General features: G+C 49.5%; 8 protein-coding genes. 7 read left to right on the top strand and 1 reads right to left on the bottom strand.

Annotated elements, in window-relative coordinates; all coding sequences use genetic code 11:
• Window positions 1-41: 41 nt before the first annotated feature.
• From ACOMG9_RS04415 to ACOMG9_RS04425, 3 genes are all read left to right on the top strand, one after another.
• Entirely contained in the window at window positions 42-2,210 is a 2,169-nt protein-coding gene (locus ACOMG9_RS04415; protein ID WP_448215940.1) for a hypothetical protein, read from the top strand.
• 356 nt (window positions 2,211-2,566) lie between these two features.
• Complete coding sequence (locus ACOMG9_RS04420) at window positions 2,567-4,588, top strand: hypothetical protein (protein ID WP_448215941.1); 2,022 nt, start codon at window positions 2,567-2,569, stop codon at window positions 4,586-4,588.
• 317 nt (window positions 4,589-4,905) lie between these two features.
• Entirely contained in the window at window positions 4,906-7,665 is a 2,760-nt protein-coding gene (locus tag ACOMG9_RS04425) for a hypothetical protein (protein ID WP_494529849.1), read from the top strand.
• 341 nt (window positions 7,666-8,006) lie between these two features.
• On the opposite strand, the gene ACOMG9_RS04430 is transcribed toward ACOMG9_RS04425, so the two are convergent.
• Window positions 8,007-9,020, bottom strand: a complete 1,014-nt coding sequence (locus tag ACOMG9_RS04430) for an IS110 family RNA-guided transposase (RefSeq protein WP_448215063.1) — start codon at window positions 9,018-9,020, stop codon at window positions 8,007-8,009.
• 444 nt (window positions 9,021-9,464) lie between these two features.
• Here ACOMG9_RS04430 and ACOMG9_RS04435 point away from each other — a divergent pair, with 444 nt between their 5' ends.
• The 4 genes from ACOMG9_RS04435 (at window position 9,465) to rlmH (ending at window position 14,014) form a co-directional block, all read left to right on the top strand.
• Entirely contained in the window at window positions 9,465-11,075 is a 1,611-nt protein-coding gene (locus tag ACOMG9_RS04435) for an ATP-binding response regulator (protein ID WP_448215943.1), read from the top strand.
• Between the two features lie 708 nt (window positions 11,076-11,783).
• Window positions 11,784-13,046, top strand: coding sequence for a glutamate-5-semialdehyde dehydrogenase (locus ACOMG9_RS04440; RefSeq protein WP_448215944.1), 1,263 nt, complete (start codon window positions 11,784-11,786; stop codon window positions 13,044-13,046).
• Window positions 13,047-13,196: 150 nt separating this feature from the next.
• Window positions 13,197-13,547, top strand: coding sequence for a ribosome silencing factor (rsfS, locus tag ACOMG9_RS04445; RefSeq protein ID WP_422137175.1), 351 nt, complete (start codon window positions 13,197-13,199; stop codon window positions 13,545-13,547).
• Complete coding sequence (rlmH, locus tag ACOMG9_RS04450) at window positions 13,547-14,014, top strand: 23S rRNA (pseudouridine(1915)-N(3))-methyltransferase RlmH (RefSeq protein WP_422132481.1); 468 nt, start codon at window positions 13,547-13,549, stop codon at window positions 14,012-14,014. The genes rsfS and rlmH overlap by 1 nt, the downstream gene beginning before the upstream one ends.
• Window positions 14,015-14,025: the final 11 nt, after the last annotated feature.

Genomic DNA, 14,025 nt, shown 5'->3' on the forward strand with positions numbered 1-14,025 from the left:
CACTGCTACTGTCGTTGTCTGTTATCTGTCAGGCCGGATCGTTGACAAGACGCTTTATTGTAGAGTTTGAACGAGATGCAGGCTCCCCAAAACAAAACTTTTCTATAAAACCCGACTGGCATACGTTGTCGGCCAACCCATCAGATATTGCCCACACAAACGACTATGCAGAAGCAGATTTGCCACCTGATAAAAAACGACATAGTTCATCTGGTTATGGAACAGAAAAGACCATCATTGAGTCGATTTCCTGGCAATGGCTTTATGCTTCGAATCTGCTGATTGCTTACGAACTGTTCGTTACCACAAAAGTGGCTCCCATGAACACCGACCCTTATTTATGGCTGCCTTTGGAAGCGCTTGTCGCGTTTGCCTGGCTTTTAAAAAACTATTGGAGGCCTGATATGCGGCTGTCTGGCCCGATCGAACAACAGGCAACATCTATGATGACACGGGTGGATCACCGGTTTGCAACCATCACCGCAGTGTTTGGCTCCACAGAGAACTCACCAGGATACCAGTCGTCAGAATCATCCAGTCAGCCAGCCTCAAAAGCCACCCTGCCGTCTATAAGCTCTTTTATTAGACCCCTGAATAATGACTATAACGGGGGAAACGGAGGCCATCAGCAACAGCTGCACACTTTGGGTTTAAATTGTTTCGTCTATCCCTGTCATGGCTTTTGTCAATTGTACACCGTATCCGGTAGCAGTGAGCCTGCTGAATGGCCCCGGAATACCCTGGAAAGCGCATGCGTTCACGTCGCTATTGGATACTGTTCAAGTTGCATGAGGCATTTTGATAAAGCATATGCTGGGGATTCCAGTCAAAACCCTCTTTTCAAAACATTGAATGATCTTTCTGACATTCAGCTCCCATTCGATTCTGATCCACTATTTGATGGTCAACTTACAGGCTTAATCCAGAATACCATTGACGCTACCGGGTCACTCAATGGTGATGTGCCAATGGTCGGGCACTTGTCTTCTATTGCTGATGATTTTGCGGTCATTAATAAGTCACTCGATCTACAGCGTTTTCTCAAAGAAGACGAGGTTGCCTTTACGCTTAGCCCTTCAGAAACACAACAAACCACCTCTAAGTCGTCCCTATTGAATCAGAAACCATTTCATCTTTTCCGGACAGGTACAGCAGAAGCTAAAGCCGACAGCGGTCAAGAAACCTGTGAGGTGGTCGTGGTCGGTAAGGACGGCCAACAGCGGCCATGCCGGAGGGGCTTTAAGAGTGCCAGAGCTCTGTCGGATCACAAACGCAAATACCACACCAGTCAAAGAATCTGTAGCCTGACCGTGGTCGGGGAGGACGGCCAGCAGCGGCCATGCGGGAAGGTCTTGAAGAGTACTGGAGCCCTGGCAAATCACAAAAGCTCATACCACACCGGGCAAAAAGTCTGTGACCTGACCGAAGTCGGGGAGGGCGGCCAGCAGCGGCCATGCGGAAAGCTTTGCAAGAATGCTAAAGCCCTGACGGATCACAAAAGTAAATACCACACTGGGCAACGAACCTGTGAAGAGATCGTTTTCGGGGAGGGCAGTCAGCAGCGGCCATGCGGAAAGCTTTGCAAGAATGCTAAAGCCCTGATAGATCACAAAAGTAAATACCACAGAGGGCAACAAACCTGTGAAGTGATTGTGTTCGGGAAGGATGTTCGGCAGGGGCCATGCGGGAAAATCTGCAAGAATGCTATAATCCTGGCAAATCACAAAAGAAGAGAACACTCCGGGCAACGAACCTGTACAGTGATCGTGGGTGGGGAGGGTGGTCAGCAGCGGCCATGCGGAAGGGTCTTCAAGAGCGCTGCTGCCCTGTCGGATCACAAAAGCAAATACCACAGCGGGAAACAAACCTGTAAAGTGATCGTGTTCGGGGTGGATGGTCAGAGGCGGCCATGCGGGAAGCTCTGCAAGAATGCTAAGGCCCTGATGTATCACAAAAAAACATACCACAGCCGACAACGAACCAGCAATGTGATCGTAGTCGGGGCGGATGGTCAGCAGCAGCCATGGGGGAGAGACTGCAAGAATGCTAAAGCTCTGTTGAATCACAAAAGAAACGACCAGAGCGAGCAACAAAACCCTAAAGTAACTGTTGGCCAGCAACGACCATACGCGACGGTCTGCTACTATCCACGATGTCTGTCGGATTACAAAAGGAGAGGTCGAAAACGCAAGTCTGCTGATCTGGACTAGGACGATGATCTCAGTCCTTCTGCAGATAAAGTGAATAAGTGTGATTACCAGAGGAAGCTGACGGACTGATACCTGTCAGCGCCCCGGGAGCTTATCGGCTTTAAGCGTCACCTATGCGGGGTCGGCCTGGACGGGGTCGCCTAGACGGGGTCGCCTAGACGCGCTATTCCGAGTAAGATTCCCAATGGGCACAGGAGTATGATGTCTGAGCGTTTATGCAGAAACCAGGTTTATTTTCCTGATCTATTCTTCCTCTCTGTAAACCGGAATGCAGAGATAGAATTATTAAACACTCACTCTTTGCGGCATTGCTGTTACTGCTACTGTCGTTGTCTGTCATCTGTCCGGCAGGATCGTTGACAAGACGTTTTATTGTCGAGCTTGAACAGGATGGAGGTTCACCAAAACAAAACTTTTCTATAAAACCTGGCGGGCATACGTTGTTGGGCAACCCATCAGATATTGCCCACATAAACGACTATGAACAACCAGATTTGCTACCTGATAAAAAACGACATAGATCACCTGATTATGGAATAGAAAAGACCATCATCGAGTCAATTTCGTGGCAGTGGCTTTACGCTTCGAATCTGCTGATTGCTTACAAACTGTTCGTGACCACAAAAGTGGGACCCAAGATCGCAACTCCTTATTTATGGCTTCCTTTAGAAGTACTTGTCGCTGTTGCCTGGTTTTTAAAAAACTATTGCAAGCCCGATACACGGCTGTTTAGCAAGATTGAACAACAGGTGACATCTATAATGACAGTGGGGGATCATCCGTTTGTAACCATCACTGCAGTGTATGGCTCCGGAGAGAGCTCACCGCAATATCAGTCGTCAGAACCATCCGGCCAGCCAGCCTCAAAAGCCACCCTGCCATCTATAAGCTCTTTTATTAGACCCCTGAATAATGACTACGACGGTGGCAACGGAGGCGATCAGCAACACCTGCACACTTTGGGTTTAAATTGTTTCATTCATCCTTGTCATGGATTTTGTCAATTGCTCCCCTTGTCCGAGAGCAGTGAGCCCGCTGAATGGCCCCTGAATACTCTGGCAAGCTCATGCGTTCACCTGGCTACCGGACACTGCTCAAGTTGCATGAGGCATTTTGATCCTGCATATGCTTTGGAGTCCCATCAAAACCCTTTTTTCAATACATTGCATGATCTTTCTGACATTCAGTTCCCGTTCGAGTCCGAGCTACCCTTTGATGGCATTGATGGTCACCTTATAGACTTGATCCAGAATGCCATTGACGCTAACCGGTCACTCAATGATGATGTGCCAATGCCCGGGCATCTGTTTTCTATTGCTGATGATTTTTCGGTCGTTAATGGGTCACTTGATCTACAGCGTCTTCTCAAAGAAGACGAGCTTACCTTTACGCTTAACCCTTCAGAGACAGAGCAAAGCATCTCCAGATCATCCCAATTGGATCGCCAACCTCATCTTTCCCGAACAGGCGCAGTACAAGCTAAAACCGACACTAGTCAAAAAACCTGTGAGTTGACCGTGGTCGGGCAGAACGGCCAGCAACGACCGTGTGGGACAGTCTACAAGAACGCCAGATCCCTGGCGAATCACAAAAGCAAATGCCACACCGGGCAAAAAGTCTGTCAGATGACCGTGGTCGGGGAGGAAGGCCAGCAGCGGCCATGCGAGAAGGTCTTTAAGAATGCCAGAGCCCTGTCGAATCACAAAAGCAAATACCACCGCGGTCAAAAAACCTGTTACCTGAGAGTGGTCGGGGAGGACAGCCAGCAGCGGCCATGCGAGAAGGTCTTCAAGAGCCCTGGAGCCTTATCGAATCACAAAAGTAGAGAACACTCCGGGCAACGAACCTGTGAAGTGATCCTGATCGGCGAGGATGGCCAGCAGCGGTCATGCGGGAAGCTCGCCAAGAGTGCTAAAGCCCTGTCGGATCACAAAAGTAAATACCACAGAGGGCAACAAGCCTGTGAAGTGATCATGTTTGCTGAGGATGGCCAGCAGCGACCATGCGGGAAGGTCTGTAAGAGTGCTGGAGCCCTGTCGGATCACAAAAGTAAATACCACAGAGGGCAACAAACCTGTGAAGTGATCGTGGTCGGGGAGGATGGTCAGCAGCGGCCATGCGGGAAGCTCTGCAAGAATGCTAAAGCCCTGTCGAATCACAAAAGTAAAAACCACAGAGGGCAACAAACCTGTGAAGTGACTGTGGTAGGGGCGGATAGTCAGCAGCGGCCATGCAGGAAAGTCTGCAAGAACGCTAAAGCCCTGTCGGATCACAAAAGAAGAGATCGAAAACGCAAGCCTGCTGATCTGGACGAGGAACTCAGTCCTCCGGGAAATAAAGTGAATAAGTGTGATTACCAGGAGAAGCTGGCGGACTAATACCTTTCAACGTCCTGGCAGCCGCCTTTTTGGTCAGGTTATCAGCGACCTGACAAGTTGATCAGGTAAGAAAGAGACTTTGAACGTCTCTTCAAGTGGTCATTTGCCTTCCAGATTGGTCGAACGCTGGCTTCACCGCCATCGCTGACAGCAGTCATGGAACGAGTACTCCAACGAGTGGCATTATCAGTTTTACCTTCTGCCGCCAGGAGTATGATTTTTGAGCGTTTTGACAGAAAACAGGCTTGTTTTCTTGATCTATCCTTCCTCTCTGTAAACCGGAATGCAAGGATAGAATTATTAAACACTCACTCTTTGTGGCACTGCTGTTACTGCTGCTGTCGTTGTCTGTCATCTGTCAGGCCGGATCGTTGACAAGACGTTTTATTGTCGAGCTTGAACAGGATGCAGGTTCCCCAAAACAAAACTTTTCTATAAAATCTGACTGGCATACGTTGTCGGGCAACCCATCAGATATTGCCCGTATAAACGACTACGAACAATCATATTTGCCACCTTGTAAAAAGCGAAATAGGTCACCTGGTTGTGGAATAGAAAAAACCATCATTGAGTCGATTTCGTGGCAATGGCTTTACGCTACAAATCTGCTTATTGCTTACGAAATGAGCGTGACCACAAAAGTGGCAACCAGAATCACCACTCCTTATTTATCGCTTCCTTCAGAAGTGCTTGTCGCTGTTGCCTGGTTTTTAAAAAACTATTGGAATCCCGATACACGACTGTTTGGCATGATTGAACAACAGGTGACATCTATAATGACAGAGGGTGATCACCGGTTTGCAACCATCACTGCAGCGTTTGGCTCCGGAGAGAACTCACCGCAATATCAGTCGTCAGAATCATCCAGCCAGCCAGCCCCAAAAGCCACTCTGCCACTTATGAGCTCTTTTATCAGCCCTCTGAATAATGACTATAACGGCGGAAACGGAGGCGACCAGCAACACCTGCACACTTTGGGTTTAAATTGTTTCGTCCATCCCTGTTATGGCTTTTGTCAATTGCACCCCTTATCTGGTAGCAGTGAGCCTGCTGAATGGCCCCTGAATACCCTGAAAAGCTCATGCCCTCACTTGGCTACCGGACACTGCTCAGGTTGCATGGGGCATTTTGATCCTGCAAAAGCTATGGAGTCCCGTCAAAACCCTCTTTTCAGAACATTCAATGATTTTTCTGACATTCAGCTTCCATTCGATTCTGGTCCACAATTTGATGACATTGATGGTCATTTTGCAGACTTAATCCAGAATGCCATTGACGCTACTGAGTCAATCGATGATGATGTGCAAATGCTCGGGTATTTGTCTTCCATTGCCGATGATTTAACGGCCACTAATGGGTCACTTGATCTGCAGCGTCTTCTTGGAAAACACGAACTTGCCTTTACGCTTAATTCTTCAGAAACACAGCAAACCACCTTTAAGTCATCCCAGTTGGATCAAAGTCAAGCTCATCTTTCCCTGACAGGCGCACTACAAGCTAAAGCCGACAGTGGTCAAAAAATCTGTGAGTTGACCGTGGTCCTGAAGGGCGGCGAGCAGCAGCCATGTGGTAAGGTCTTTAAGAATGCCATAAGCCTGTCGAGTCATAAAAGACGATGCCACACCGGGCCAAAAGTCTGTGACCTGACCGTGATGAGGGAGGACGGCCAGCAGGGGCCATGCGGGATGGTCTACAAGAATGCTGGATCCCTGGTGAATCACAAACGCACATTCCACACCGGGCAAAAAACCTGTGATCAGATCGAAGTCGGGGAGGACGGCCAGCAGCGGCGATGCGGAAAGATTTGCAAGAATGCTGGCGCCCTGTCGGATCACAAAAGTAAATACCACAAAGGGCAAAAAACCTGTGAAGTGATCGTATTCGGGGAGGACGGTCAGCAGCGGCCATGCGGGAAGCTCTTCATGAATACTAACTGCCTGGAATATCACAAAAGAGAAGAACACTCCGGGGAACGAACCTGTGATGTGGTTGTGGTTGCGGAGGACGGCCAGCAGCGGTCATGTGGGAGGCTCTTCACAAATACAAAAAAACTGAGGTATCACAAAAGACAAGAACACTCCAGAAAACGAGCCTGTAAAGTGGTCGTGGTCGGGGAGGAGGGTCAGTTGCGGCCATGCAGCAATCACTGCAAGAATGCTGTAGCCGTGTCAAAGCACAAAAGAAGTTACCACAGCGGGCAACAAACCTGTGAAGTGCTAGTGGTCGGGGAGGATGGTCGGCAGCGGCCATGCGGGAAGCTCTGCAACAATGCCAGAGCCTTGGTGAACCATAAAAGAGGAAAACACTCCGGGCAAAAAACTTGTGAGATAATCATGTTTGAGGAGGATGACGGGCAGCGACGATGCGGGAAGGTCTGTAAGAGTGCCGGAGCTCTGTCAGACCATAAAAGAAACTACCACAGCGGGCAAGTCTGTGAGGTGATTGTGTTCGGGGAGGATGGTCAGCTGCGGCCATGCGGGACGTTCTGCAAGAATCACAGGGCCCTTATATATCACAAAAGCAAATGCCACAGCGAGCAGCGAATCTGTGCGATCCTGGTCGGAGAGGATGGTCAGCAGCGGCTATGCGGGCAGCTCAGCAAGAATGCTAAAGCTCTGTCGATACACAAAAGCACATGCCACAGCGGCGAAAAAATCTGTGACTCAACCGTGACCGGGGAGGATGGCCAGCAGCAGTCATGCAGGAAGGTCTTTAAGAGTGCGATAGCCCTGACGAGTCACAAAAATAAATGCCACACCGGACAGAAAAGCTGTGACGTGACTGTGGTCTGCGCTGATGGTCAGCAGCAGCCATGCGGGAAAGTCTATAAGAATGCTCAAAGCTTGTGGTCTCACAAAAGAAGTGCCCACAAGAAGCAACAAGACCCTAACCCAGGCGTAATCGAGGATGGCCTGCAACGAGCGTCCGTGATGGTCTGCAAAAAACCTCAAGACCTGTCGGATCACAACAGAAGAGATCGAAAACGCAAACCTGCTGATCTCGACGAGGATGGTGAACTCATTCCTGCAGCAGATAAAGTGAATAAATGTGATTATCAGGAGAAGCTGACGGACTGATACCTATCAAGGCCCCGGGGGCTTATTGAACTTAGGCGTCCTCGCTAGGAGCCTTATATGGTCCGCCCCGTTTTGCAAGAGCCTGTTTTGTTAATTAGCAAACAAAGATAACTGCAATCATATATACGGCCTATTCATGAGGTCTAACCCTCTGGCCCTGATGGGTATCCGCGCAACCTGGCCTTATCAGTCCGACGGCCTCAAGGGTCAAGGCTCCTATCAGGTTTCAGGTTGCCGGTTTTTACCTGTTTGCCATCAACTGTACATGCTCATCGCAATCTGCGGGGGGGTCCCCTTTGATTAAGCTTATGCTTTACTTTGCCGCTGCCGCCTTTACTTCATTATGCAGCCTTGTAAACTTCATTTCGGGTCATGATGACCCAGACAATCCGAGCCATTTTATTAGCCAGACCAACGGCGGCAACGTTGTGATTGCTGCGCTCATTAAGTTGGCTAACCCATTTTTTACAGCGGTCATCCTTATTTTTGAGGCAGTGGAGTACCGAACGTGCGCCGTGTATCAATAATGTGCGCAGGTATTTATCACCCCGTTTACTGATGCCCAGCAGGACTGACTTACCGCCTGTGGAATGCTGTCTTGGAACTAATCCCATCCATGCGGCAAGGTGTCGACCAGATTTAAAATACGTCGCATCACCAATGGCTGCCTTCAATGCTGTGGCAGTGATGGCTCCGATACCCGGCATAGTCATCATTCGACGACATTCGTCGTCGTTTTTTGCTAGCTCCTGAATTTTCTGGTCATACTGTTGAATACGCTTGTCAAGACTGGCCAACTCTTCTGATAAACCATGTAGCAGCTCACGAGTCAGCGAATGGAGTCCATTTTCAGCATCTTCCAGAATTCGTGGAAGCTGTGCACGAACTTTACCAATACCCTGGGCAACTACAATACCTTCTTCCAATAGTGACCCCCGGATCTGGTTAACCAGGGCAGTTCTCTGATCAACCGCTTGTTGACGATAGCGGTGCAGAAGTTGCCAGGCCTGCTGCTCTGATGTTTTAACAGGTACAAAACGCATGCTGGGCCGTGAAGCTGCTTCTGCAATCGCTTCAGCATCGTTGTAGTCATTTTTGTTGGTCTTGACATAAGGCTTGACAAATTGAGGTGAAATCAGCTTGACAGTATGCTCATAGTTCTTGAATAACCGAGCCAAATAGTGAGCACCACCACAAGCTTCCATAGCGATAATGCATGGCTCCAGATTTGCCACGTACTCTAGAAGGTTCTTCCTGGACGACTTCTTTCTGATGACTTTGCTACCCTGCTCATCAACACCAAACAGGTGAAAGTTGTTCTTGCCAATATCGATACCAAGTACTGAAATAGTCATGGGTGGTTCGCTCCGGTTAATCCTGTTTAAATGGTTAACTCCATTTTGGCTCATTTGAAGCCGTTTAGGAGGGGCGGACCATCCCATTAGACCGAGAATAGACTGCCCTTCGCGGCAACTGCTCCTGCGTTGCTCTAGCTCCTGCATCCATGCAGTCGTGCGGCGGCAGCAAATTGGTCTGAAAATCCGCTTTTGTTCGTCAAATAGCTCGCTATTCTCCTCACAAAACCAAATTTTCATCCTCAATTTTCTGCCGTCCTCGCTACGGGGTCGCCTAGACGGGCGCTATTCTCGGTCAGGCTCCTAGGGGGTCGCCCGGACGCGCTATTCTCTGTCGGTCTCCTGGTTGAGCGCCGTAAAAACGCAAAAAAGCACATCGTTAAGTATGTAAAGATCCCATGCCCTGCAGGGCAAATTCTGTCAGAATGGCGCACTTCTTCGACTATGCTTTTTCCAGCTGTGACTAACGAATTGGCGAAAACTATGTACGTGGCAGACACTCCTCCGGAAACGGTTGATGATGTAGAACGCATTCTCCTGGTGGATGACAACCCTACCAACTTGCAGGTGCTGCTGCAGACCCTCAGTGGACGAGGCTACAAGCTTCTTATTGCGAAAAACGGTGAAAGTGCTGTGAGGATTGCTCACAAGGCCAAGCCAGCGCTGGTTTTGCTGGATATCATGATGCCAGGCATGGACGGCTATGAAGTGTGCCGTCAGCTGAAAGAAGATCCGGCTACCAGCAATATTACCGTGATTTTTCTATCAGCCCTTGATGACACCAAGGACAAGGTTCGAGGTTTGGAAACGGGTGCCGTTGACTTTATCTCCAAACCTTTTCAGGCCGAAGAAGTGATTGCCCGGGTAGAAACCCAGCTCAAGATACATCGACTGGAGCAGGCGCTTTCTGCCCGCAATCGACAGCTTGAAGCTGACAAGGCCCGTATTCTGGAAAGCATGAACGAAGGTATCTTTGGTCTGGACAGCAGGGGGCGAATCACCTTTGCCAATGCAGCCGCTTCCATTATGACGGGCTGGCCCATGGACACCCTCATCAGTCGTAGCCTGATTGAACTGATGCTGGATGAAGCCGGAGAGGAAGCACGCAGTCTGCATCTGGCTCCTATTCAGGAGGCATTGAGTAAAGGGGTCAGCATAAGGGTGGACGATGCACTCTTCTGGCATAAAGAGGGCTCATCATTCCCGGTCAGTTATTCATGCACTCCCATTATGGAAGAGGGACAGCCCAGCGGTGCCGTGGTGGTCTTTACTGACATCAGCAGCAAAAAGCTTGGACAGGCAGCGTTGCAGAAGGCTCTGGACGAACTGGAGACCCAGAAGGAAAAACTGACCCATGTTTCCCGTTTGAGTATCATGGGAGAGATGGCCGCAGGTTTTGCCCATGAAGTGAACCAGCCTCTGACCGCAATTTCCAACTACGCTCAGGTAGCCAAGCGCATGATGGTCAGGCTGGAACATAAAGACGACGATGTTTACGATTCACTTTATGAGGCTATGGACAAAATTAATATTCAGGCCCGTCGTGCCGGTGAGATCATTGCCCGCATTCGCTCATTTGTTAAAAAGCCTGATCACGTTCTGGGTTGTGTCGATCCGATCAAGCTGATTAGCGATACCGTCAAGCTGGCTGAGGTGGATGCTCGAAATAACAGTATGGAAATTCATACTGAGGTGGCTCAGAACCTGCCAGAGGTGAAAGTGGACCCGGTGCAGATTCAGCAGGTGGCTTTGAACCTGATTCGCAATGGTATGGAAGCCATGAGAGATCAGGACACCCGGGACATAGGTGTCTGGGTTAAGGCAGAGCAGATCGATGATCGGTTCGTCAAGGTATCCGTCATTGACCGGGGTTATGGACTGGCTGCTGATGCAGAAGAAAAACTGTTCACGCCTTTCTACACCACCAAGTCAGATGGTATGGGGATCGGTCTGACCGTTTGCCACTCGATTATTCAATCACATGGTGGACGACTGACGTTCAATCGTCACCCTGAGGGCGGCACTATTTTTGAGTTTACAATGCCGATTGCCTGACTCCCCTCGCTCCATCTCTTAAATGGCAACCAAATGATGGGTGAGCAGGAGGAGAATATGAGCCTTCGGTCGGGCAATTATGCGAGAGGACTTCATAATAAATGCAGTTATCATCGAAACATACAAAAATATAACCTCCGATCAAGGGGGAAACATACGACGGTATGCAATAGTGTCGGCCATCGGGATATGACCGGGTCCATAGATATTTACCAGTTTCTTTCTGAATATGTCGAAGGATATAGTGTTTTTCCCTCACTTGATGAAAGACCCCCAGTTCACATAAGACTGTATCTGGTAAAGCAGGTTGTATAAATAGTGCAAATAATATGAGAATAGTTTTGATACTTCATACTCCCTCTGTCTGAAGCCATCAAGATAGCAGACATTTGCACTGCGACAACTCGTTGGGAGAGCTTCACAACTCTGCTTTTCCCACACCTCAGGCTATGGGATCACGTAGCATCCTGATTCCAATCAATTTGCATTCAGGATTAAAGCTGCTTCGATCGCACTTAGCAGCAAAGGCTATGCTATCGGGCGACGCTGGGTAAAATTCAGAAAGTTTGCTGTCCAGGGGTACTTTGCTGTCCAGAGGTACTTTGCTGTCCAGAGGTACTTTGCTGTCCAGAGGTACTATGCAGGCATAGCAGCATTCCTGTATAACCGTCGGCAGGTTATAATGCCCGGCTGAACAAGGAGCACGCAGTGACTGAACAGGTAACAGAGTACATGCATGAACTGGGCAAAAAGGCCCGGGAAGCCAGTGCACAACTAGCCAAAGCGGATACTGGCCTGAAAAACAGAGCTCTGCTGGCGATCGCCACTGAGCTGGAAGCAACTCGACCGCTACTGCGTGAAGCTAACGCTGTGGACCTGGAAAACGGGCGGGGGCGAGGGCTGGATGCAGCATTGCTGGATCGCCTGGAACTGACAGATGCCCGCATTGATACCATGATCGAGAACCTGAATCAGGTGGCTTCGTTGCCTGATCCAGTGGGTACGATTGATGACCTCAAATATGTACCCAGTGGTATTCAGGTGGGTAAAATGCGAGTCCCTTTGGGGGTTATAGGCATTATCTATGAGTCTCGACCCAACGTAACCATTGAGGCTGCCAGTCTCTGTCTGAAATCCGGTAATGCTGTGATTCTGCGTGGAGGCAGTGAGTCAATTGCTTCTAACAAGGCGATTGCCCAATGCATTCAGAAGGGCCTGGTATCGGCTGGCTTGCCAGAAGCAGCGGTTCAGGTGGTAGAGACCACTGACCGTGAAGCAGTGGGAACTCTGATCAGTATGCCCGAATATGTAGATGTCATCGTTCCAAGGGGTGGCAAAGGTCTGATCGAACGTATCAGTCGTGATGCCAGGGTGCCTGTTATCAAGCATCTGGATGGCATTTGCCATGTTTATATTGATGATCTGGCAGATCGGGAGAAAGCACTGGCCATTGCTGTGAATGCCAAAACCCACCGCTATGGTGTATGCAATGCCATGGAGACCCTGCTGATAAACAGGGCTGTTGCGGCCGATATACTGCCGGAACTGGCTCAGCGCTTGCGGAAATTGGGGGTTGAGCTCAGAGGCTGTGCAGAGGTTTGTGACGAGGTTCCGGATGCTTTGGCCGCCACCGAAGAAGACTGGCAGACAGAGTATCTGGCACCGGTGCTATCCATTAAGTTGGTCGCTGATATGAATGAAGCTATCGAGCATATTAATCGCTATGGCTCTCATCATACCGATGCGATCATCACCGAGAGTTATACCCGGGGCCGGGACTTCCTGAGAGAAGTAGACTCCAGCTCTGTTATGATCAATGCCTCTACCCGGTTTGCGGACGGCTTTGAGTATGGGCTGGGTGCTGAGATTGGTATTTCAACGGACAAAATTCATGCCCGTGGTCCTGTGGGGCTGGAGGGGCTGACATCCCGGAAATATGTAGTATTAGGCGATGGTCATATCCGGAAATAACGAATTGCCATCACTCAAGGTGGCGGTTAATTATGGTACATAATAATCACTGGTTAGGTACTTAGGTACTTAATCAGCAAACAATTATGACAAAAGCCTGTACAATTCATGGTCAGGCTTTTGGTTTTTTATCGAGTTCTAAAGAGATATATGCAATCTGAACAACTGAAGCAACTGGTCATTGATGCTATTGAAGAAATGAAAGGTAACGACATTACCTCTCTTGATGTTTCCGGGCTGACCAGCGTGACCGATTACATGATTATCGCCAGCGGTACTTCCAACCGTCATGTGAAGTCTGTAGCAGACAATGTAATCGATAAGTGCAAGCAAAATGGTGTTCGTCCACTGGGTACAGAAGGCCAGGAGAAATCCGAATGGGTTTTGGTCGACATGGGTGACGTTGTAGTGCATGTTATGATGCCAGCTACCCGTGCATTCTATGATCTTGAACGCCTCTGGGAGGCCAGCGAGGAGCAGCGGGCTACAGAGCAGTCCTGATGCGTGTTCGTCTGATCTCCGTTGGCTCGAAAATGCCACCCTGGGTTGATGAGGGCTACAGGGAATACAGTCGTCGCCTGGGTTCTGACCTCAAACTGGATCTGATTGAGATTCCGTTGAACCGGCGCGGCAAGGGTGCTGACATCAGTCGCCTGCAGGAAAAAGAAGCTGGACAAATGCTGAGTACAGTCGGCCAGGGTGACCTGATAGTGACCATGGAAATCACAGGGAAGCCCTGGTCGACGGATAAACTGGCAGACAATATGGGAGGGTGGATGCATTCTGGCCGAAATGTCAGCCTCATGGTCGGAGGGCCAGAAGGGCTTCATCCCAGTGTGATGGCCCGGGCCGATCTCAGATGGTCGTTATCGCCATTGACGTTACCTCACCCCCTGGTCAGGGTCGTTGTTGCTGAACAGGTCTATCGTGCCTGGAGTATCCTCAAGAATCACCCCTATCATAAATAGACAGTTATACA

It is taken from the genome of Endozoicomonas sp. PH6C, from assembly GCF_059322965.1.

Excerpts from the sequence above, each read along its gene's own strand:
- rlmH (WP_422132481.1), top strand. The coding sequence starts at position 13,547 with ATGCGTGTTCGTCTGATCTCCGTTGGCTCGAAAATGCCACCCTGGGTT.
- ACOMG9_RS04430 (WP_448215063.1), bottom strand. The coding sequence starts at position 9,020 with ATGACTATTTCAGTACTTGGTATCGATATTGGCAAGAACAACTTTCAC.
- ACOMG9_RS04435 (WP_448215943.1), top strand. The coding sequence starts at position 9,465 with ATGCTTTTTCCAGCTGTGACTAACGAATTGGCGAAAACTATGTACGTG.
- rsfS (WP_422137175.1), top strand. The coding sequence starts at position 13,197 with ATGCAATCTGAACAACTGAAGCAACTGGTCATTGATGCTATTGAAGAA.